The organism is Bacteroides sp. AM54-2NS, from assembly GCF_003602935.1.
GTDB lineage: Bacteria > Bacteroidota > Bacteroidia > Bacteroidales > Bacteroidaceae > Bacteroides > Bacteroides xylanisolvens.
On record NZ_QTMZ01000010.1, the window covers coordinates 69,474 to 91,995 of the forward strand.

Consider the following 22,522-nt stretch of genomic DNA (forward strand, 5'->3'; position numbering starts at 1 on the left):
ATTTTTTATTCTTCTACATTTCTTATATTACTAATAACATAAGGGAAAAACCCGTCTTCCGAAGCCACATACTCCAGACCGTCCTCCTCCAAAGCCGCATTCATCATATTCACCTCTTCCTCGCCAATGGCATCCACTTTCATAAGAACCGGCACTTCACTATCGTCCATATTCAGATTTTCAGGCTCGGAGACATTATTCCCAATTGCATTCAGTTCCGACACAGAGAAAGATTTGATAATAGAGCTTGAGATATTCGAAGCACCATCCTGCATCGTACTCTTTGTAAACTCTCCTATTATGCCTCCCAAGACAGATTTTGTATCCGCCACACCTATATTCCGCAACACAGAATAACAGCCCCGGATATTGGCGAATTTATTTGTACCTACTATGCCACCAAATTTAGCTGGTCCGCTTACATCATAATCCACATTAGAATAACAGCCCAATATATTCTGAAATATTACGGAATTGGATTTATTGTTTGTCGCACCAACAATCCCTCCCAAAATGCCTGACGAACCGGATATTTTACCATCAAAACTGCAGGCAATAACCTTGAGATTGTTATTTATAAGCCCAACTATTCCACCTGTATTTGCACCTATATTTGCACCTGTTCTTACTTCCATATCAGTCACCTCGCAATTCTTTATGACAATATTCGCCACCTGACCGTTTCCCATTATCGCCCCGGCATTCTTTCCTCCTTCTATTTTACCGCCAATAACCTTACAATTTTCAATTGTCAGATTCTGATGAGCATATCCTACCACAGCCGATACATTCGAAGCAGTTGTATTATTTGAATATAAATCAGGATTCACTATTGTCAGATTCTTGATGTAAGTTTCTGCAGATGGCCTGCTGTCGCCGAACAAGCCGATATACATCTTGCCAGACTCGTCATGCACCTTCAGATTATAAATCCGATGACCATCGCCATCGAAACTTCCGGCAAACTTCCCTTTAGAAATTCCGTTCCCTATAGGCATCCATTCCTTATTATCAAGGTCGATATCAGAGGTAAGCCTGAAGAATATTCCATTATATTCCAAAACATTAGAGCCGGAATTCGGGTGTTTGTTCACCTCCTGAGCCATCAGCGCCAGCTGCTCCCCATTACTTATCAGATACGGGTTCTCCTCTGTACCGGAGCCACCGGCAAAAGATTCAGCCACCTTTCCGCTCCACTTCGGAATGACCACAGCCTCCTGTTGCGTTTCGCCACCCCATTCCTTCACATCCACACTACTGTCGAAACTGATGCTCAGGTCGCCCGTATTCAGGTCTATCGAAAGCGAATACTCCTTACCGACCTCCAGCACGATATCATTCCTATACTTCGCCAACTTAGGTTCATCCGTTTCACCGACCATATACAGCGACACCTCCGGACGCACCCACACGTGCGGAACGACATAAGCCACAAAGCTACTGCTGCCTTCGTACGGCAACCTTATATCCACCTTATCCTCTACGTCCGGCGTCCACTGTTCACCATCGAATGTCATCACTCGAGGCGACTTTAACATGACGTGCTCAACCGATGACAAGTCCCTGCCTTTCACATTAATCACTATCTTCGACATCACATGGCCGAACTCCAACGACAGCTTTCCGTCCGCCGGCTTCTCCAGACCATAGTTTATGGAGTACAGATAATCAAAACCATCAAGATTGTTCGCTTTCTGCTCTACAGCGTCATCATCACCTGCCTGCAATTCCACCTTGTCAAATCCGGTTCCCGTCTTCTCGATATAAGCCACAAGGTCTATCGTGGAGTTCCCGTTCCACTCCAGCACCCTTTCATATTTCCCCGGCTTACCTGGTGTCCAGCTGCCACCACCGAAAGTGAACACATCCTCTCTTGCTTCACCATTATCGTCCGTCACCGTATAGTTTCTCACCTTCATACTGGTGTCATCCTCCCATACCGAAGCATCCACTCCTGCTCTCGAAGCAAGGACACACACAGAGTCGCCTATTTCCGCTGCCCTCTCCATTCCGTCTTCGCATCCAGAAAGAGCCAAAACTGACAATATAGAAAGCCATGATATATATTTCATTTTCATATTATTTCAATTTTAAGTTAATATTTCAATCCTTGCCGTCTATCACCATATCCCCTGCCTCTTCCACAGTCCATTCAGAGGAAGAGATATCCACAGTTTCAAACTCGAAGTCATAGTTGCCATCCTCTTCCCAGGGCTTTATAGTCACATCACCTGTCAGAGTAATCTTCTCTCCGAGATTGTTCACTCTCAGATTGACCTCTGTAACCTTCGCCGCTTCCACGTTTATACGATCTCCGCTGTAAGTATACTTCTTTCCGTTCATCGTCAGACTAATGCGCACATCTTCCTGCGGAATAAGAACCGTTTCGCAAGTGTTCTCCGTCAGTCCCTCTTCAGGCAGCAGCGACAAAGTGGCGATATCCTCCTTCACGTCCAGTCTCGGTTCTGCTCCGTAACAGTCAAGCACAGCCATCGACTTCACACCCTCCAGCTCCAAAGCCGAAATCTCAAGAATCTCACCATCGAAACCTTTAAACTCGAAGTTGAATACCACCTTGCCAAGCACATGTTCGAAAGAAAGACTCACCGGGTCCATCGTCCTCTTCACACCCTTCTTCACAGCCAGGAGCAAATCCTTGGAATTATCCACCGGCAGAGCTTGCAAATCCTCGAAAGTCAGATACCTGTCATAAGGGAACACACCCACAAAGTGATGCAGAACACCCTCCTTTTCGCTCCAGAACATATTCTTCGCCGTCACCCATACATCGTGATTGAGATACACCGGATTATTCTCCGCAATATATTCCTTCACCGACGGCATCACATCGCCATTATCCGAAGCCCAGAAGAACAAGCTTATCGAATCCTCATGCCCGAAATCATTCTTTGCCGCCGCACGACTGTCCGCCATAGCCGCACTTATACGCACACATCTGTCGTCCGTACCCACATCTTCCACATTGCCGCATGCCATCACAGCCCCCGCCATGAATGCCGCACATATCATATAGCTAATCTTTTTCATATTCAGTCATTGTTTTTAGTCAAGTTCACCCTCCACCGTTCCGTTATCATCAAAATCCTTTATGTCGAAATCCTCCTTATCGAGGACAGTCACTATACCCTTATCCTCCGTTTCACCCGGAATGACCTTAAAGTTAAGCAGCAACACCTCGCCCGAGTCTACAGCCACATCCTCACCATCGTAGGTATAGCTGATGCCCGACACCATAAACGTCGTACCGCTGAGCAAAGTCTGCGGAACAATCTGTGCAGCAAACAGCGATTTCACCTTCGTACTCTTCTCCAGCGTCACCTTCTCCCTCACATCTTCCGTCCTCACTTCGCCCGTCAGAACATTCAGGAAAGCCTGATCATACATTTCGAGAGTAAACGACCCAACAGTAGGAGCAACATCTCCATCGAAAGAAACCGCCAAAGCCGCAAACACACTCTTAAGCCTGATTTTTTCGGTCGGCAGCCCATTATCGGCTGAAACCCGTGCATACAGCAAGTCAGTTTCACGGTTGAGAGGCACAGACTTGAGATATTCCAGGTCATAATCACCGTTCAGATGAGGATACAGAGCCACAATACTCTCAGCCCCCTCTGCCGTCTCCACATTAAGTTCTTCAGCCGGAAGCCATTCGCCGCCATTATATCCCCACCTGATATTATTGATAACCAATCCCGACAAATCCACAATCTCAGCATTCTTTTTCCACGCAAGGAGCGAAACACTGTCGCCGGCCACAAAACTCTGTTTCCTATGTTGCAACTCCGTCAGCGATTCAAACCCGAAACTCAGGTCATAAGTCCTTTCCTTCACCGTATCATCTTCCGTACACGATGGGAGAAATCCCACCATACACATAAGCAATAACAATATGTTCGTAATATTCCTCATATATAAATAATTTTACATTAAACGTTATAAACTACCTGCCATATGGCAAGTAGTAATGTTATCCAAATCTTTTTACCTTAAAAGCCGCTAAACCTTAATATAACATTATTTCTTTCTCTCCGAAGCATAAAGCGGATAATCATGATTCACAGTATGTTCCCTTTTCATAATCTCCATCGCCTTGGCTGCAATTTCCGGATTGAGAGCAGCCACATCATTCACCTCAGCCACATCGCTACTGATATTGTAAAGCTTCAGAGGTGCATCCTTGTCCTTAAGCAGCCCTGTACGTATAGCCTTCCAGTCGCCCATCCTTACCGCCACATTTCCCTGATGCTCCCAGTAGAGGAATTCGTGAGCTTTCTGCTCTCCATCCCCCGTAATAACAGGCAAGAAAGATATACCATCCGTTTCGTCTACATCCACTCCAAGCAGCTCCGCAAATGTAGGCATGAAATCATAGAATGCACCTATATGTTTTGAAATGCTGCCGGCTTTTATTTTATTTCCCCATTTTATTATCATAGGAATCCTGATACCCCCATCAGTCATACTTCTTTTATATCCGCTAAAATCACCATTGCTATTCCAAAAATCCGGATCGGCTCCGCCCTCAAGGTGAGGCCCGTTGTCGCTGCTGAATATCACTATCGTATTATCGTCTATTCCGAGTTCTTTGAGCAAAACTACCACATCGCCAACATACTTGTCCACCCTTGACACCATAGCAGCAAAAGTGGCATGAGGTTCCGGCTGCGAGCAGTAAGCTTTCACATCAAAGGCCGGATCTCCATATTCCGCACCTTTCTTTTCTGCCACAAAAGGAGTTTCCGGATACTTTCCTCTATACTTTCCAATAATACTATCCTCGGGAGCCAGAAGTTCCGCATGAGGCTGTATCACGGGAATAAAAGCAAAAAACGGCTTATCTTTATTAGCTCTGATAAAATCCAGAGCCTTTTCATGTATCACGTCCGGAGCATAAACAGCCTTGGTTTTCGTATCATTTCCCTCTAAAAGGACTTTTTCCTGATTATGCCATAAATGAGACGGATAATACCTATGCGCCTGCCTTTGGCAGTTATACCCGAAAAATTCATCAAATCCCTGATTGTTCGGGTCCCCTTCCGAACCAGGAAAGCCAAGTCCCCATTTACCAAATGCACCTGTAACATATCCGTTATCCTTAAACATACGCGCAATAGTAAATGTCCCCTCCGCCATCGGCAACTGGCCTCACCTTTCAGTTCTCTGTTACCTCTAACTTGAGCATGGCCTGTATGAAATCCTGTCATCAGAGAACATCTTGACGGTGCAGACACCGTACATCCGGCATAAAATTGGGTAAACTTCATCCCCTGCGAAGCAAGGGCATCTATGTTAGGAGTATTGAACCTCTCCTGTCCATAACAACTCACATCGCCATATCCCAAATCATCAGCCAGGATAAATACTACATTAGGGCGACTCTCTAATTTGTTCTTTTCGGATGCAGAACAAGATGCCAACATACAAAGAACAAATAATGATGTAAGATTTTCTGTTTTCATAATTTTTAAAGGTTATTATTTTTCTTCGAGTACAAAAATACAATTACTAATATGTTAATATGTATTTATAGGTATATTTATCGTATCTGCAGGTACAGGAATGTATCTTTAAGCAATTGAGAAACATAATAATACCTACAGATACATCTATTATACAACAAGATACCCACAGTATGGATTTACAATTTATATTTGCAGATATAAAAAAGGAAACAAATTCTTTAAAATATTTTATCATGAAAAATTATTTATTATTCAGTTCTGTTTTGGCTCCTTTAGCCATAAGTTCGACTGCATGTTCTTCAACAGAGAAAACAGAGAAAACAAGCAAACCAAATGTAATAGTAATCCTTGCGGACGATTTGGGGTACGGTGACGTAAGCGCATATGGAAGTAAAACCATTTCTACACCAAATATTGACAAACTGGCGAATGGAGGTGTTTGCTTTACTGATGGGCATGCCACTTCTGCTACATCAACACCTAGTCGCTATGCGATGTTTACAGGTTCATACCCATGGAAAAACAAGAATGCCAAGATTCTTCCTGGCGACGCTCCCCTTCTGATTGACACAGCACAGTTTACAATGCCGAAAATGTTCAGAAATGCAGGATATACTACAGCGGCAATTGGCAAATGGCATCTTGGAATGGGTTCGGGAAATCCGGACTGGAACGAGAGAGTAACTCCTGGGGCAAATGAAATAGGTTTCGATTATTCATGTCTTATAGCAGCGACAAACGACCGTGTACCTACAGTCTATGTTGAAAATGGTACAGTAGTCGGACTTGACCCTGAAGACCCTATTCAGGTAAGCTATAAAACAAATTTTGAAGGAGAACCAACAGCCATAGACCATCCGGAAATGCTGAAAATGCACTGGGCGCACGGACATAACAACTCAATAGTAAACGGCATTCCACGTATAGGATATATGAAAGGTGGAGAGAAAGCCAAATGGGTGGATGAAGATATGGCTGATTATTTCGTAGGTAAAGTAATGAACTTCATTGACGAAAACAAAGATAAGCCATTCTTCCTTTATTATGGACTTCACCAGCCACATGTGCCACGCGCTCCGCACCAGAGATTCGTGGGTAGAACTACAATGGGACCTCGCGGAGATGCTATTGTAGAGGCAGACTGGTGTGTTGGCCAACTGATAGAGAAACTTGAGAAAGAAGGTCTGTTGGAAAATTCTTTGATAGTATTCTCGAGCGACAACGGTCCGGTACTTAACGACGGTTACAAAGACCAGTCGCCGGAACTTGTTGGCGACCACAAACCGGCAGGCGGATTAAGAGGAGGTAAATACAGTCTGTTCGAAGCAGGAACAAGGGTTCCATTCTTTGTCTACTGGAAGGGGCATATCAAGCCGGTCAAATCGGATGCCCTTATTTCGCATATGGATATGCTTGCATCATTTGCCGAGCTGATAGATGAAGAAATTCCTGAAGGACTTGACAGCCAGAACTTCTTACCGGTGTTCATGGGAGAATCTACTGATGGTAGAGAATCATTTATAACTGAAGCAATGGGCCGCCTTGCATACAGAAAAGGCGACTATGCACTTATACCTCCATACAAAGGTGAAAAGGTAAACAAAACAGGAAATGAACTCGGAACTGTCGAAGATTTTGCTTTATATAACCTGAAAAATGATTTTGCCCAGAATGAAGATTTGGCTGCTAAAGAAGGCAAAATGCTTGAAGAAATGAGGCCGAATTCTTGAATTCTGTAGGAAAATACTACAATCCGAATAAAAAAGGAGAAACTCTAAAATAAATCTATTACTGCCGGATAGTGGAGATAATCTTTACACTCCACTGTCCGGATATTTATCCTTAAACTAATTCAATAATTTATGACTATACCCAAAATCTGGAAAAGAATTACATTTCTGTCTGTATTAACACTGATAACAAATTCATATACAGCCGCAAAAGAAATCATCAACATTCCGCTACAGAATGGCGATGTAACTATGAATATAAGAAAGGCTATAGAAAGTGCCAAGACAGACGATATAAAAATAATACTTGAAAAAGGAACATATTTCTGCAAGCCGGACTATGCTACAGAAAAATACTGTGCAATAACAAATCACGGCAATGGCTCAAAGAAAATCATATTCCCTATCAAAGGCTTCAAGAAAGTGGAAATAGAAGGCAACGGAGCTACCATCTTATGCCACGGTCAGTTATTCCCTTTCCTGATAGAGGAATGTAACGAAGTGAAGATATCAGGCATAACGATAAACTGGGACATACCTTTTACTTTTTTGGCTGAAGTCATAGACATCAATCCAAAAGAAGGATGGAGAGAAGTTAAACCTTTCAGGGATGGTTTCTCATGGAAAATAGAGAAGAACAAGATAAAGTTCCCGAACATTGACGGATTTAACTATTCGATATTAGGCAGCACATTGCCTTTCGACAAGGGCAAGAAGAAAGTAGTGACCGGCGCACAGGATATGCACAGCGACCCGTCAAAGGTGGTGGAACTCCCTAACGGCAACCTGCGTATATACGAGAAACAAAAATACTACCCACCAATCGGTTCACTGCTTAGCTCTAAAGGCGACAGAGAAAAGGACAGATATGCTCCTGCATTCGATTTCAAGGAGTGTCAGAACATCACTCTGAACAACGTAACGGTACATCATGCCCTCGGAATGGCGTATCTTTCGAACGTTCTGAAAATATAAAAATAACAGACTGTAAAGTGGTTCTTCCTCCTAATTCAAACAGAGTAATCTCATCTACTGCAGACGCCACACACTTTGCCAACTGTAAGGGGGATATTCTGATTGAAGGATGCACATTCGAGAATATGCTTGATGACGGAACCAACGTCCATGGTACATACGTAGAAATAAACAAGATTATCGACTCGAAAACAATACGTGTGGCATTAAAACACTTCGAACAGACAGGTTTTAAATTTGCAGCACCAGGCGACGAAGTGTGGTTCATCAAACATCCGTCACCTGCAAGAGCAGAAACCAATACAGTATCCAATGTCAAGGTATTAAACGAGACATACATGGATCTCACTTTCGAAAATGCCATCCCTTCCGATTTGAAAAAAGGAGATGTGGTAGAAAACAAGACATGGAATCCTACATTTACTGTAAGAGGATGTACCATAAGAAACCATAGAGCAAGAAACCTCATAATCAAGACACCACTGAAGACGGTAATAGAAAACAATAACCTCTCGTCTATGATGTCGGCCATTCTTTTCAGAGGTGAGACATTTTTCTGGTTCGAATCGGGAGCCGTCAATGATGTTACCATCAGGAACAACAAGTTCAAGAACTATGCCGACTGCGGAAAGCCTCATGCAGCAATATATATAACCCCTCGATTAGGCAAGGATTTCGACCAGACCGAATGTTACGACAAGAACATCAAAATCATAAACAATGAGATAGACGGATTCAACCCGAGAGTGGTATGGGCAGACAGAGCGGAAAACCTTGTCATTAAGGGAAACAGGATTAATCTCAACAATGAAGAAAAAGCTCCTTTCCCGGATGCTCCGGTATTCCAGTTGGAAAATTGCAAAAATGTCACAATCGAAGATAATATACACACAGGACTGAAACCGGCTAAAGTTCTGGAGGCCGACAAGAAGTCAAGAGAAACTTTGAAAATTAAAGGAAGCAAAAATCTAAAAATTCGAATAATTATGAAGAATCTAATCACAGTCTCCACCCTACTGTTAGGAAGCCAGGCAACGGCATTCGCACAGGAGCAGCCCAACATAGTAATGCTGTTTGTAGATGATCTTGGATGGGCTGATTTGGGATATAACAACCCTGTATTCGACACTCCAAACATCAACAAACTAAAGTCCGACGGACTGTATTTTTCAAGAGCCTATGTAGCCAGTGCTACTTCAAGCCCGAGCAGAGCATCGCTTCTGACAGGCAAAGAATCGTTAAGATGCGGATTCGTAAGACATATATATGGTAAAGATACAAGTCTGGAGTTCGAGACATTCGATAAAGATCCAGGAAAAATGAAATCCAGGGCATATCTTCCATTAGAAGAAATTACTTACGCTGAACGTCTTAAAGAATTTGGTTACTACAATATGTTTGTCGGCAAATGGCATCTCGGCACAGAACCATATTCCCCTACAAAACAAGGATTCGATGCCATGTATGGCACATGCGAGCATGGGCATCCTAACAGCTATTACCAACCTTTTTTTAAGACAAACAATCCTTTTCCAAAAGCTGACAAGAATGCTTACCTGACAAACCTCATAGGCGATGGAGCTGTAGATTTCATTAATAAATACGACAAAAAGACACCGTTCCTGCTCAACGTGTGGTATTATGGAGTACATGGCCCGCAGATAGGAAGAAAAGACTTGGTGGCAAAATATGAAAAGAAAGGGCTTACCGGAAAATACGCACAGTATGCAGCAATGATAGAGGCGCTTGACGAAACTGTAGGAGAAATCAGGAGTTCGCTCAAGAAAAAAGGAATTGCTGACAATACGGTTATAATCTTCTCCGCCGACCAGGGAGGGGCATTCAAGAACGGTCATTTAAGAGGTGGCAAGATAGGTGGCGATGCACTGGCCGAAGGCGGCTCGCGCGTGCCTTTTATAATATACGACCCTACTCATAAGAAAATGATGGGCAAGACTATAACTCAGCCGATAGAAACAATCGATGTATACCCTACTCTTGTAGAATTGGCCTCAGGCAAACCATGTAAGGACAAACAGGTGGTAGGTAAGAGCCTCGTTCCTGCTCTAAACGGTAAGAAGCTAAAGGACAGAGACCTGTTTATGTTCCGAAGCTACGAAGACCAAAATGCGGCTATAATAAACGGTGACTGGAAACTGATTAAATACAGAAGCGGAAAAGTACAGCTCTATAACATCGAGTATGATGAAAGCGAGACTACTAATCTTATCAACGTATATCCGGAAAGGGCGAAAGATATGCTTGAAAGGCTGAATAAGTGGATAGAAGAGGCTACGCCTAAAGAACTATTATAATTTTACTGCAAGTTCCGCATACGGAACTTGCAGGATAAATATTTTAAAGCAATCCGACTTTGCAGAAACATCGCTTTAGCAACGTTTCAGATTTAAACAATTTAATCTTACAACCAACATGAGAAATACAATCTTATTAACAATACTATTCTTGTTTGAAATATTTAATATATCAGCAAAAGAGAATTGCCTAAGTAAAAACTGGAAATTCTTTTTGGGAGATATACCAGAAGCAAAATACGTGGATTATGATGATTCTGAATGGGAAAATATTAACATACCTCACGATTGGGCTTTTGAAAAAGGTTATTCAGCAAATGCCCAACAAAAAGACAAAGGAGGGTACCTCGGTGGAGGAATAGGATGGTATAGAAAAGAAATATTTCTCACTGAAAAAGAACTGGCCAATGATTTTGTTTTCATTGATTTCGAGGCTTCATACATGAACAATCAGGTATGGATAAACGGAAATTTTGCCGGTGAAAGACCATATGGTTACATTCCTTTCTCTTTCGACATAAAAAAACACCTTGTTAAAGGCAGAAATATCATCTCAGTAAGAGTAGACAATAGTATGGAACCCAGCGCCCGCTGGTATCATGGCTGCGGAATATATGGAAATGTATCATTAAGAAGCCACAAAAATGCTTTCTTTGAAAAAGATGGAATTTTTATCACTACCCCCTCGAAAGACAAAGTCTGTGTAAACGCAAAAGTTATTTCAGCCGAAAAATCTGCCAACTATTTAGCCAAACTGGAAATTTTTGACAAAGCAGGTAAATGCAAAGCACAATCGGAAACATTAGAGTTTTCCACTAACAACAACAATGCAGAAATCAACTTCAACCTAAAAATCAAAAAGGCCGAGTTGTGGTCTCCTGAAAATCCTAACCTATATACATCAAGAATAACACTTACCGACAGAAATAACAATATAATCGAAACGAAAAGTATCGATTTCGGATTCAGATATATAGAATGGAGTCCAAATAAAGGATTTATACTGAACGGAAAACAGTATAAACTTAGAGGCGTATGCGAACATATGGAAGGAGGTCCTACTGGAGCCATTACAACAGAACAACTCATCAGATGGAAAGTTAAACTTCTTAAAGATATGGGATGTAATGCCATCAGAACGGCTCACAACCCTCATCTGCCTATTTTCTATAAAGTTTGCGATGAGCTTGGAATGTTCGTTATGGACGAAATATTCGACGGATGGCACAAAAAAGCAGACTTTGACTATGGATTCCAGGCTTTCGACAATTGGTATGAGAGAGACTTAAGAGATTTCATCAGAAGGGACAGGAATCATCCCTCAGTGTTCCTATATAGTATAGGGAATGAAACTAAAGGCGACGTTGCCAAAAGAATGGTAAAAATATGCCATGAGGAAGATCATACGAGATTAGTCACTTCAGGAGACTCAAACTCTGAAGATATGGATGTATATGGCGTGAACGGATGGAGCGAAAAGAAAACTTTTCTTGAAACATATAAGCCAGGAAATAGAGCATTCATAGGAACAGAAAACCCTCATACATGGCAAGTTAGAGGATATTATAGAACACAGACGTGGTATAGAGACAAGTACCCCAATAAGAAACAAGATCCGATGTTCATACCCAACCTTACGGATAAAGAGATTTTCTCATATGACTGGACATCACCAGACAGAAGAAAGAGTGCAAAACAGATATTCAACTCTTCGTATGATAATGCCACCGTGCGAGTTACAGCCAGACATATCATAGAATCGTTAAGAGACAAAGACTGGTTCTCCGGAAGTTTTAGATGGACTGGTTTTGATTACCTTGGCGAAGCAGGATATGTACATGGAGGATGGCCGTTCAGAGCTTTCCAATCTGGTGCACTTGATTTGGCAGGTTTTCCAAAAGACTTGTACTTTCTCTACCAAAGTGAATGGACAACAAAGGATATGGTTCATATTCTGCCACATTGGACACATCCTAAAATGAAAGAAGGAACAGAAATACCTGTATGGGTGTATACAACAGGCGATGAAGTTGAACTTTTACTCAATGGGAATTCTCTTGGGAAAATAAAAAAAGGGAAAAAATGGAATGAAATGCAATGTGAATTCAGAGTCCCATGGACACCAGGAAAGATTGAAGCAATAGCATACAGAAAGGGAAAAGAAATAGCCAGGACATCGCAAGCCACAGCGGGCACACCTGCTAAAATTGATATTGACATCGAAAACAAGAATCTGAAAGCAGACTGTCAAGATATCAGCATTATATCCATAAGTCAAAAAGACAACAACGGAATATTATACCCGTATGGAGAAAACAGAATACATGCCAATATAAAAGGTGATGCAAGAATCCTATCATTTGAAAGCGGTAACCCTGTTGATACAGAAACAAACTTCATTGCAAAATCAAAAAGATGTTTCTTTGGACTTAACAGGATTTTCATCCAGTCTACAGGTTATAATGAAAATTCGCCCGTTACATTATATCTTGGATGTATATCAGGCGATAAGAAATTATGGGCTTCAGACAAAGTTTCAATTTTATATGAAAGCATCTCATTAAGAGGAAAGAGTCCCCAAGATAATGTTGAGATATATTATACTACAGATGGTAGGAAACCTGACAAGAATTGTAAAAAATACAATGCCCCATTTTCGCTAAAAGAGGCGGCTACAGTTAAAGCTGTTATATATATAAATGGTAAAGATGAAATTTACATGCAGGAAAGTTTTGGTCCAAACGAAGGCTTATATTGGGGAAAGCCAGGAGAACCGGCATGCGAGTTCAATGGAGAACAGGCTGAAACAGCCAGTCTCACTAACTGTGTCAAAACTAAAAAAGATGGCGAAGGGTATTTCGGCGACGGATTTGTTATACCGAAAGCAGGTAAAGGTTCTATCACATGGTATCAGGAAAATGATGGTGGAAAATTCAATGCCAAAATTTCTATAAGATACTCACAGAAAAGTAGCAGCACATATTCATATATGGAGCTGTATAATAACGACAAGCTGTTGGAAAGAATTAAATTTACCGATACAGGAAGTGTAGGTCCCACTGGCGTGAAATGTCAGTTCCTATAACCATATATTCCGGAGCAAACAATATAACCTTAAAAAGTGTAAGCAATGATGCTACACCAAGTATTGATCAAATAACAATTTTACAATAACAAGCGATGAATAAATTTACATTAATGGTGTTAACAGGCTGCGCACCAATTACAGGAATATCAGCTGCCGAAAAACCAAACCTGGTCATAATCCATACAGACGAGCACAGTTTCAGAACCTTAAGCTGCTATCAGAATCTTATGCCTGAACAAGAAGCCTTTGTTTGGGGAAAAGGATGCAATTCAACAACCCCCAATATAGACAGAATAGCTAATGAAGGGGCTATATGTATGAAATACTACTGTAGTTCGCCGGTATCGACACCTTCAAGAGCTTCAATGATTACAGGCCTCTACCCCCAAGCCACAGGAGCACCCAAGAACGGAATGTTCCTAAGTGATAAAATACCTACATTTGCATCCATATTAAGCGAAAACGGCTATGCCACATCGTATGTAGGCAAATGGCATCTTGCAGGAGATGAGAATAAATACACGTTCGGCATAAAATATAATGGAGGATTCCAAGACAATACATACATGATGACAGGAGGACACGCTCCTTACTTTCATATAAAAAACGGTAAAGTAGTGGCAGGTATCGGGGATAAAGCTGCCGCAAAACTTCCTGCGAATGAAATAATCCATCTTACAGACTTCTTTACCGACAAGGCACTCGATATACTGGAAAGGGACAAAAACAAACCATTCTGCCTCATGCTGTCCATTCCGGATCCGCATACACCGGACTATGCACGCCCACCATATCACGATATGTACAAAAATCTGAAGCCGGAAATGCCGTTTACGATGAAACCTGAATATGCATCACAAAGACCAAGCTGGGGAAAAGGCAGCGAAAAAGACAAGAACGAGGCAAAGACATTCGATACAAAGGCCCTGAAACAGTATTTTGGTATGGTAAAACACATAGACGACAGTGTAGGCAGGATTCTTAAATTCCTTGAAGACAACGGCTTACTGGACAATACAATAGTGGTATTTACATCCGACCACGGAGATATGTTCTTTGAACATAAAAGAAGGAACAAAGGAGTTCCATACGAAGCCTCGTCTCGCATACCGTTTGTAATAAGATACCCTGGAAAAATCAAGGCGGGAAAAGTCATAAACAAAGCATATGTGAATACAGACTTTGCTCCTACCATACTTTCACTTATGGGTATAAAACTGACGTAAAATTCCATGGTAAGGATACTTCTGCCGACTTCACAAACAAAGATAAAATTGTAAATGGCAACAGAATAGTACATTTTGCACAATGCGATGGCTGGTGGGCTGCTGCAACAGACGGCAGATACAAACTGGTAATAGACAAAAAAGAATCGCCATGGCTAATCGACATGAAAGAAGATCCGTTTGAACTTAAGAACTGCTATAATGATGCAGACAAGAAAGCAATAGCACAAAAGATGCAAACAGAGCTGATGAAACAACTTCAAGAGTTTAAAGGCACGGGACTTAACAAAAAACAAGGATATATACTAAAATAATATGTCATGAACAATAATATAATAAATTTAGGTTATGCACTGACATTCGTACCTGTACTTTACGGATGCAGTGACAGCACCGGAAAAATTAAAGAAAACACCTCTACAAAACGCCCTAATATCATACTGTTTGTGACAGACGACCATGGTATGGATGCATTGGGATGCTACGGAAACAACATTATCAAAACTCCTAATATGGACTCGCTTGCCGCTAATGGAGTAAGGTTCACTCAGGCATATTGCACTAGTGCAAGTTCAGCAGCAAGCCGTTCCGTCCTGCTAACAGGTAAATACGGACATGCCATCGGAGCATATGGCCATACACATGATTACCATCATTTCAGTACTTTTAAGGATGTGCGTTCCCTTCCCGTAATCCTTTCGGAAAACGGATATTTTACAGGCAGAATAGGCAAATATCATGTAGCCCCTGAATCCGTATATCATTTCGACAAAGTATATAAAGCCAATCCTAGAAATACTGTAGAAATGGCAGAAAACTGTAAAGAGATTTTCAATTCTGAAAAACCATTTTTCCTCTATTTCTGCACTGACGACCCACATCGTAGCGGATTTACAGAAAAAGTCGACAACTGGAGTTCGCCCAATCCATTCGGTAACAGAAAAGACGGATACAAAGGATGTTCCAATATAGTATATTCGCCGGACAGTGTCATTGTTCCTTCATTCCTCCCTGACAACAAAGAAACGAGAGAAGAAATTGCACAATATTATCAATCAGTTTCCAGAGTTGACCAGGGAATGGGTAAACTTCTCTCATATCTGAAAGAATCCGGAAAAGCCAACAATACCATAATCATCTATATATCTGACAATGGCATGGCATTTCCCGGAGCAAAAACAAATGTATATGAACCTGGATTAAAGTTACCATGTATAATCAGTTCACCATTCATTAAACACCGTGGAACAACTAACGATGCCATGATTTCATGGGTAGATATGACCCCTACTATTCTCGATATGGCCGGAGTGGACATAAGCAAGGAAGATTTTATGGGACGTTCTTTCCTGCCCATACTTGATGGAGAAATAACCAAAGGATGGGATAAGATGTATGCATCGCATACATTCCATGAAATAACTATGTATTATCCTATGAGGGCTATGAGAAAAGGAGACTACAAAATAATATGGAACATTGCCTATCAGTTAGAATATCCGTTCGCATCAGATTTGTGGGTTTCATCAACATGGCAGAGTGTCCTCAGAAACAATAAAAAATATTTCGGGAAACGTACCGCCGAGGCTTATCTTCACAGGCCCGAATTTGAACTTTACAATCTGAAAGAAGATCCTGATGAAATAAACAATCTGGCGACAAAAAAGGAATATGCAGATATACTTGAAGAAATGAAGAATTATATCAAGAAATGGCAACTTAAGACCAAAGACCCATGGTACATCATGTGGAACCATGATGCTTCACTTCAAGGCGCAGGAGAAAAATTATAAATAATCAAACCTATTTTTTACATGAAACAACTATTCTCATTTATACTATTGTTCATGGGTGTGCTTGGATATGCAACGCCCTCAGTCGGGACTCAGGTAAGAGTTACAGAAGATTTTAATGCCAATTGGAAATTCTCCCTGGGAGACAGTCCTGACAGAAGGGAAATCCAATATGACGATTCCAGGTGGAGAAAACTGAATCTCCCTCACGATTGGAGTATCGAAGGCGACTACACACCGGACTTCCCTGCCGGAAAGAACAACGGCTTCTTCCCTGAAGGGTTAGGCTGGTACAGAAAAACATTCACAGTTCCAAAAGAAGATGCCAACAAACAGTTTGTAATACAATTCGATGGTGTATTCATGAACTCAGAGGTATGGATTAATGGCAGATACCTTGGAAGACGACCATACGGATACTCAACATTCAGATATGACCTTACCGATAAACTCAAGTTCGGAGGAGAAAACGTAATAGCAGTAAGAGTTGACAACAGTAATCCTGGAGCCGACAGATGGTATCACGGATCAGGTATATACAGAAATGTACATCTGATAAAAACAAACTATGTACATTTCCGCCATAATGGAGGTATTCATATCACCACACCTGTAGCAGAAAAACATTCTGCAACCATAAAAGCCGATTATGAAATAATGGGAACTTTTTTTGATGATAGCGAAATCAAACTCTTTAAGAAAAACAGATGGCTGCGCGAAAAAAACGAGTGGAAAAATAAACCTCAAAAACATAATTGTATTATACGTACAATAATTTATGACCATAAAGGGAGAGAGATAGCAAGAACAGAAAAAAATCATATCATCGAGAACTACGAAGTAAACTATAAAGCAACCCAAACAGTTTCTTTCAAAAATCCAATTCTGTGGAGTGATAAGAGACCATACCTATACACTCTGAAAAGTGAAATAGAATACAATGGCAAAATACTGGATGACGCAGTTACAGAAATAGGTATCCGGAAAATCGATTTCGTACCTGGAGCAGGACTCTTTGTCAACGGCGTTGAAACAAAGTTGAAAGGCGTTTGCCTCCATCATGAAGCCGGTAGTCTCGGTGCCGCAGTACCGAGAAAAGTCTGGATATACCGTCTGAGTAAATTAAAGGAAATGGGGTGCAATGCTTTAAGAACATCACATAACCCTTTCGAACCGGCCTTCTATGAGGTATGCGACAGTATGGGGTTTTATGTAATGGACGAAGCCTTCGACGAATGGACCAGCGGATGGCAAGTAAACTGGACAGAAAATCCTACCGGTAAAGCTATGAACGGCTACAACCATCTCTACAACGAATGGTGGCGTACCGATTTGGCAGATATGATAAAAAGAGACAGAAATCACCCATCAGTAATAATATGGGGAATAGGAAATGAGATTCCAAACTATAGACATTATAAGAATGCAGGCGAGACTATTGCCCCTATGCTGGTACTATGCAAAGAACTTGATCCGACCCGACCTGCTTGTGTAGGTGACAACAATTGTAAACTGACAGACAAGAATGGAGTAACAGAACAATTGCCAATTATGGGATTCAATTACATAGAACGCGATTTTGGCAGCAAGGACATGTATAGACCCATGCACGAAAAATACCCAGAGAAACTGTGCTTTGGAAGCGAAGTCAACAAAGAACTCTGTTACCATATAGCAATGAGGGACAACCCCTACGTAATAGGAGGGTTCATCTGGACAGGTATAGATTACCTAGGAGAAACCAAAGAACTTGGAAGAAGAGGATGGAACTCATCACTACTGGATCTTACATTAAACAAGAAATACGAAGGAGCTCTGTACGAAGCTTGTTGGACTGAAGAACCAAGGATTTTCATCACTTCTTGCGATGTCTCAGCATCAGGACCTATGGAATACACTACATACGGACAGGCTGGCGAACGTGTCGTATTAAGCAAAGAAAGGTTGTTTAGCTGGAATAAAAGAGAAGGCGAGAAAACTTTTGCCACAGTATACAACAACTGTGATGAAATAGAACTCAAGCTAAACGGCAAGTCTTTAGGAAGAAAGGAAACAGGAAAGGACACTTATTATGCAGAGTTTGAGGTCTCATACAAACCCGGCAAACTTGAAGCTATAGGCTACCGCAACGGAAAGAAAGTCGGTACATGCAAACTTGAAACAACAGGATCTGTTTCTAAGATTCAGGCCAATCCGGTATGGAAAGAAATGTCAAGAGACGGAAAAGATATTAATATAATAGAGGTAAGACTAACAGACGATAAAGGCAGGACTGTCCCAGAGGCTGAAAATGAGATCATCGTTTCCGTAACGGGTGGAGCAAAACTTATTGGTATAGACTCGCCTAATTTGTATTATACAGGAAATTTCAAGACAGACCGTCGAAAGGCACAAAACGTACATTGCTTGTCACTGTGCAGTCAAACGGCAAAAACGAAAAAACCGTCATTAATCTATCATCAAAGGGAATAAAAGATACCACAATCAGTTTCTAAGCTGACCATAATAAGAGTGTCATGAATCATTAAATCATGACACTCTTATTATGGTTATCTGTCAGTTCTGAAAGATGATACTGGCATCCCATTTCCTCCAAACAAATCGCCGATTACAAAATCCCTGAAAGCATATCTTGCATGTACCGGCTCTTTTACATCATCATTCCATAACACAACTTTTTCACGATCAACAATTTTCGCTTCAGCCGGTAAAAATACACCATCCGAACCTGCAACTTCAAAATTCCTCAATACGTTCCCAAATGAAGTAATACCTAATGGTATTCTATCAAAAGATAGAACCAATTTATTGCCTTCTCTTCTTTTTAATGCATATCTAGGTGAATCTGATAAGATAGAACTTATACCATACGTATGACTTAGAGCTTTATATGCCAAACGCTTACCTACAATATCCTTTTTTGACGGATGAATAGTCGATGAATCACCAGAATCCATAAGAACAGCCATACCGACATTATTTATTATACTTTCACACTCCATCTGCACTTCACGCAACAATGCAGCCTGAATATTGCTCTTATTTTTAAAATACATATAAGGAGCTATTTGTACATAATAAAAAGGCATAGTATCATTACAGAACAACCTTCTCCAATCTTTCACAAAAGACTGAAACAATAATTTATATTCTTCAGGATTAGCCCTGTTAGCCTCACCTTGATACCATATAACACCTTTGAAATTAAAATCCTTTATTGGATTTACCATTCCATTAAATAACGTAACAGGTTGAGGTTTTTGCGATATTTCATCAGTGGCTAAATACCCCTGAGAGATATCTGGAAACTTTTTCAGAGCATCGGAAGACATCCAGCAAGTAATATTAGTACCACCCCAGCTTGAATTAACCAATCCAATAGGAACTTTTAGTGTATTATAAAGCTGCTTACCAAAAAAATATGCAACCGCACTAAAATCTGCGACATATTCCGGAGAGTTAACGTTCCATGTACCGTTACAATCTTCTTGTGGCATTTTCGACATACATCTTTCCACTTTAAAAAGTCTAATCGGAATATTTTTGTCTGCATTAGCAATAGTCTCAACAGAGTTGATAACCGGTTGACCATAGAATCCTTTAACAGGCATTTCCATGTTTGATTGTCCGGAACAAAACCACACTTCTCCCAGATAAACATCATCAATGCTAAGTCTATCCCCATCATCAAAAATTATATTATAAGTCCTCCGGCCGATGAGTCGAAATATCAACCGTCCATTTCCCCGTTTCTGAGATATTTGCCACATATAGTTTAGCGCTCCATGAAGTTTTGATTTTCACTACTCCTGATTTATCACTCCATCCCCATAGTTTCACGACCGAATTTTGTTGGAGAACCATATGTGAAGCTAATATTGAAGGTAGTTTAACTTTAGCATTTATATGCGATAAAGCTAATAACAAAACGGGGATTACCAATAACTGCTTTTTCATTTATTTACTTTTTTTATCATAATAATCTTTCATCACAAACCATGCCCTTTTCTTTCTATATTCCGGTGATATTAACCCTTTCCTGTTCCACCCTTTTTGAAATAAAGCATGCGAACGACGAGGGACTCTAAAATCAAATAAAATCCAAGGTGAAAGTCCTACTATATCTTCTGAGTTATCGAAAGATATTAAATCCTTCTTATAAACATTCTCCATATAAGTTTCGCTCCACGAGTTCAGATTAGTAGTATCTCCTAAATCATTACCTTGTACACACTCAGCCCCAAACTCACTTATTATAAGAGGTTTTCCATACGCTTCCCATTTCAGATTTTCCGGCTCGCAAGGGAATTTCTGATACCAACCAAGATATTTATTATATCCCACTACATCCAAGAACTCAATTAAAGGGTCTTCAAGTTTCATTACTGTCCATTCTCCTTCTTTCACAGCTTGTGACTGGTGGAGAGCAGAAGATACCAGTCTCGTATTATCCAAGCTCTTTACCCTAGTAACCAATTCAGCCAGGAATTTGTTTCTTGGCTTGCTAAATTTTGAAGTCTCATTACTGATACTCCATATAATCACACCACATCTGTTTTTATCCCTTTCAATCATCTCATCGGCCATAGTCTCCGCAAGTTTACAGACATCCTCTGAAGCAAAATTAATTTTTTGCCACAATGGTATCTCTTCCCACATTAAGATACCCTTCTCTTCTGCAAGCCTTACAGTATATTCGCTTTGAGGATAATGAGCCAGGCGAATAAAATTACAATTCATTTCTAATGCGCTGTTTACAAGAAACTCTGCATCAGCTTTAGAATACCCTCTCCGTTTCTCGTTGGCTATCTCTTCATGAAAGTTAATTCCTCGTAAATATATAGGTTCCCCATTTAATAAGAGCTTATTGCCATCAACCTTTATGCTTCTGAATCCTATTCTGTCTGTTATTTTGTCATTACCGGATGTAATCGCAACATCATACAACTTAGGTTTCTCAGGTGACCACAGTTCTAATGAAATCTTTTTTGATGAATGAGCAATACCATTTTCGTCTGTCTTTAAAGTGATTTTCTTATTTATTTCGTTCAGTTCAACAACTATCTCCTTTCCGGACACATTTTCACCATTTAATTCGACTGTGATGTCCAACTTCCCGGTATCATCATTGTCTAGACGTATGAAATAATCTTGGATATAATTTTCAGGAACATACACTAAATCAACATTCCTTGTTATTCCACCATAATTCCACCAATCAAAACTAAGAGCCGGAATAGAGTTTTCACCTCTTATATTATCTACTCGTAATATAATATAATTATCTTTTTCCTTTAATTTTCCGGTTACTTCAAACTGAAAAGGAGTAAACCCTCCCTTATGTTCACCTATCTTTTCACCGTTAAGAAAGACAATACAGTTATTACTTACAGCTCCAAAATGTAAAAACATTCTTTTATTTGGAAGGATTTTAGAGTCAAACCTACGCTGATACCAAATATGTCCTTCATATAAATCCAATTCAGGCAACTGATGGTTCCAGTCGCCCGGAACTCTCAATGTAAGATTTCCCTCGTAGCAAAGCTCATTAAGTCCACCATTATTTGAATCTCTAAGGATATACCATTTTTTTTTCAACCCCTCGTCATATGCATCGATAAGAATATTCCATACACCATTCAAACTCTGTTTCTCCCTACCTGACACATTCTGCATGGAAATATCTGCATATAAAATACCGGGAGCGCTAATTATAATCAAAATTAGAAACAACTTAATTTTTTTGTAATTCATAATGTATAAATTTTTAATTTATTGTAATACTTTCTATCTGCCATTCAGCATCAATCATATCTGGTACCGGCATTATAGCAACCTGATGAACAAATTTACCTATAGTTTTAAATTCATTCAAATTGATTGTCACCTCCTGATATAAATCATCACGTAAT

The 22,522-nt window shown here is 40.5% G+C and carries 14 protein-coding genes and 1 pseudogene; 8 read left to right on the plus strand and 7 right to left on the minus strand.

Annotated features, from left to right (window positions below; genetic code table 11):
• Nucleotides 1–5: 5 nt before the first annotated feature.
• The 5 genes and pseudogenes from DXA05_RS08700 to DXA05_RS28330 all read right to left on the minus strand — a co-directional run.
• A complete protein-coding gene (locus DXA05_RS08700) occupies nt 6–2,078 on the minus strand; it encodes a fimbrillin family protein (RefSeq protein WP_072067765.1) in 2,073 nt (690 codons plus the stop codon).
• Nucleotides 2,079–2,103: 25 nt separating this feature from the next.
• Nucleotides 2,104–3,048: a fimbrillin family protein gene (locus DXA05_RS08705; protein WP_080974085.1), complete on the minus strand. Its 945-nt coding sequence runs from the start codon at nt 3,046–3,048 to the stop codon at nt 2,104–2,106.
• A gap of 15 nt (nt 3,049–3,063) precedes the next feature.
• Entirely contained in the window at nt 3,064–3,930 is an 867-nt protein-coding gene (locus DXA05_RS08710) for a hypothetical protein (RefSeq protein WP_128859057.1), read from the minus strand.
• 105 nt (nt 3,931–4,035) lie between these two features.
• Nucleotides 4,036–5,154, minus strand: a complete 1,119-nt coding sequence (locus DXA05_RS08715; RefSeq protein WP_347812593.1) for a sulfatase-like hydrolase/transferase — start codon at nt 5,152–5,154, stop codon at nt 4,036–4,038.
• 98 nt (nt 5,155–5,252) lie between these two features.
• Nucleotides 5,253–5,480: pseudogene (locus tag DXA05_RS28330) on the minus strand (sulfatase-like hydrolase/transferase); the annotation flags it as partial.
• Nucleotides 5,481–5,716: 236 nt separating this feature from the next.
• Between DXA05_RS28330 and DXA05_RS08720 the strand changes: the two are divergent.
• The 8 genes from DXA05_RS08720 (at nt 5,717) to DXA05_RS08750 (ending at nt 19,082) form a co-directional block, all read left to right on the plus strand.
• On the plus strand, nt 5,717–7,213 hold the full coding sequence (locus DXA05_RS08720; protein ID WP_165861495.1) for an arylsulfatase: 1,497 nt from the start codon (nt 5,717–5,719) through the stop codon (nt 7,211–7,213).
• A 132-nt stretch (nt 7,214–7,345) separates the two neighbouring features.
• The gene (locus DXA05_RS27300) at nt 7,346–8,188 is read left to right on the plus strand and encodes a hypothetical protein (protein WP_284515480.1); all 843 of its coding nucleotides are present in this window, start codon (nt 7,346–7,348) and stop codon (nt 8,186–8,188) included.
• Complete coding sequence (locus tag DXA05_RS27305; protein ID WP_284515481.1) at nt 8,107–10,503, plus strand: sulfatase-like hydrolase/transferase; 2,397 nt, start codon at nt 8,107–8,109, stop codon at nt 10,501–10,503. The genes DXA05_RS27300 and DXA05_RS27305 overlap by 82 nt, the downstream gene beginning before the upstream one ends.
• A 118-nt stretch (nt 10,504–10,621) precedes the next feature.
• Entirely contained in the window at nt 10,622–13,588 is a 2,967-nt protein-coding gene (locus DXA05_RS08735; RefSeq protein WP_128859058.1) for a glycoside hydrolase family 2 TIM barrel-domain containing protein, read from the plus strand.
• Nucleotides 13,589–13,683: 95 nt separating this feature from the next.
• On the plus strand, nt 13,684–14,817 hold the full coding sequence (locus DXA05_RS08740; RefSeq protein ID WP_128859059.1) for a sulfatase-like hydrolase/transferase: 1,134 nt from the start codon (nt 13,684–13,686) through the stop codon (nt 14,815–14,817).
• A gap of 164 nt (nt 14,818–14,981) precedes the next feature.
• Entirely contained in the window at nt 14,982–15,131 is a 150-nt protein-coding gene (locus DXA05_RS28335; protein WP_165861496.1) for a hypothetical protein, read from the plus strand.
• Between the two features lie 6 nt (nt 15,132–15,137).
• On the plus strand, nt 15,138–16,610 hold the full coding sequence (locus tag DXA05_RS08745) for a sulfatase (RefSeq protein ID WP_072066936.1): 1,473 nt from the start codon (nt 15,138–15,140) through the stop codon (nt 16,608–16,610).
• A gap of 21 nt (nt 16,611–16,631) precedes the next feature.
• Nucleotides 16,632–19,082 (plus strand): glycoside hydrolase family 2 TIM barrel-domain containing protein, encoded by a 2,451-nt coding sequence (locus DXA05_RS08750; protein ID WP_128859060.1) that lies wholly within the window; start codon nt 16,632–16,634, stop codon nt 19,080–19,082.
• A gap of 77 nt (nt 19,083–19,159) precedes the next feature.
• Here the strand turns inward: DXA05_RS08750 and DXA05_RS08755 are convergent, their stop codons facing one another.
• Together DXA05_RS08755 and DXA05_RS08760 are read right to left on the minus strand one after the other, a co-directional pair.
• A complete protein-coding gene (locus DXA05_RS08755) occupies nt 19,160–20,380 on the minus strand; it encodes a sialate O-acetylesterase (RefSeq protein ID WP_128859061.1) in 1,221 nt (406 codons plus the stop codon).
• Between the two features lie 187 nt (nt 20,381–20,567).
• The gene (locus DXA05_RS08760; protein ID WP_128859062.1) at nt 20,568–22,364 is read right to left on the minus strand and encodes a glycoside hydrolase family 2 TIM barrel-domain containing protein; all 1,797 of its coding nucleotides are present in this window, start codon (nt 22,362–22,364) and stop codon (nt 20,568–20,570) included.
• Nucleotides 22,365–22,522 lie beyond the last annotated feature (158 nt).

Bases quoted from the DNA above. Each gene is read 5' to 3' on its own strand.
- DXA05_RS08700 (WP_072067765.1), bottom strand. From the start codon at position 2,078: ATGAAAATGAAATATATATCATGGCTTTCTATATTGTCAGTTTTGGCT.
- DXA05_RS08705 (WP_080974085.1), bottom strand. From the start codon at position 3,048: ATGAAAAAGATTAGCTATATGATATGTGCGGCATTCATGGCGGGGGCT.
- DXA05_RS08710 (WP_128859057.1), bottom strand. From the start codon at position 3,930: ATGAGGAATATTACGAACATATTGTTATTGCTTATGTGTATGGTGGGA.
- DXA05_RS08715 (WP_347812593.1), bottom strand. From the start codon at position 5,154: ATGGCGGAGGGGACATTTACTATTGCGCGTATGTTTAAGGATAACGGA.
- DXA05_RS08720 (WP_165861495.1), top strand. From the start codon at position 5,717: ATGAAAAATTATTTATTATTCAGTTCTGTTTTGGCTCCTTTAGCCATA.
- DXA05_RS27300 (WP_284515480.1), top strand. From the start codon at position 7,346: ATGACTATACCCAAAATCTGGAAAAGAATTACATTTCTGTCTGTATTA.
- DXA05_RS08735 (WP_128859058.1), top strand. From the start codon at position 10,622: ATGAGAAATACAATCTTATTAACAATACTATTCTTGTTTGAAATATTT.
- DXA05_RS08740 (WP_128859059.1), top strand. From the start codon at position 13,684: ATGAATAAATTTACATTAATGGTGTTAACAGGCTGCGCACCAATTACA.
- DXA05_RS28335 (WP_165861496.1), top strand. From the start codon at position 14,982: ATGAAAGAAGATCCGTTTGAACTTAAGAACTGCTATAATGATGCAGAC.
- DXA05_RS08745 (WP_072066936.1), top strand. From the start codon at position 15,138: ATGAACAATAATATAATAAATTTAGGTTATGCACTGACATTCGTACCT.
- DXA05_RS08750 (WP_128859060.1), top strand. From the start codon at position 16,632: ATGAAACAACTATTCTCATTTATACTATTGTTCATGGGTGTGCTTGGA.
- DXA05_RS08755 (WP_128859061.1), bottom strand. From the start codon at position 20,380: ATGTGGCAAATATCTCAGAAACGGGGAAATGGACGGTTGATATTTCGA.
- DXA05_RS08760 (WP_128859062.1), bottom strand. From the start codon at position 22,364: ATGAATTACAAAAAAATTAAGTTGTTTCTAATTTTGATTATAATTAGC.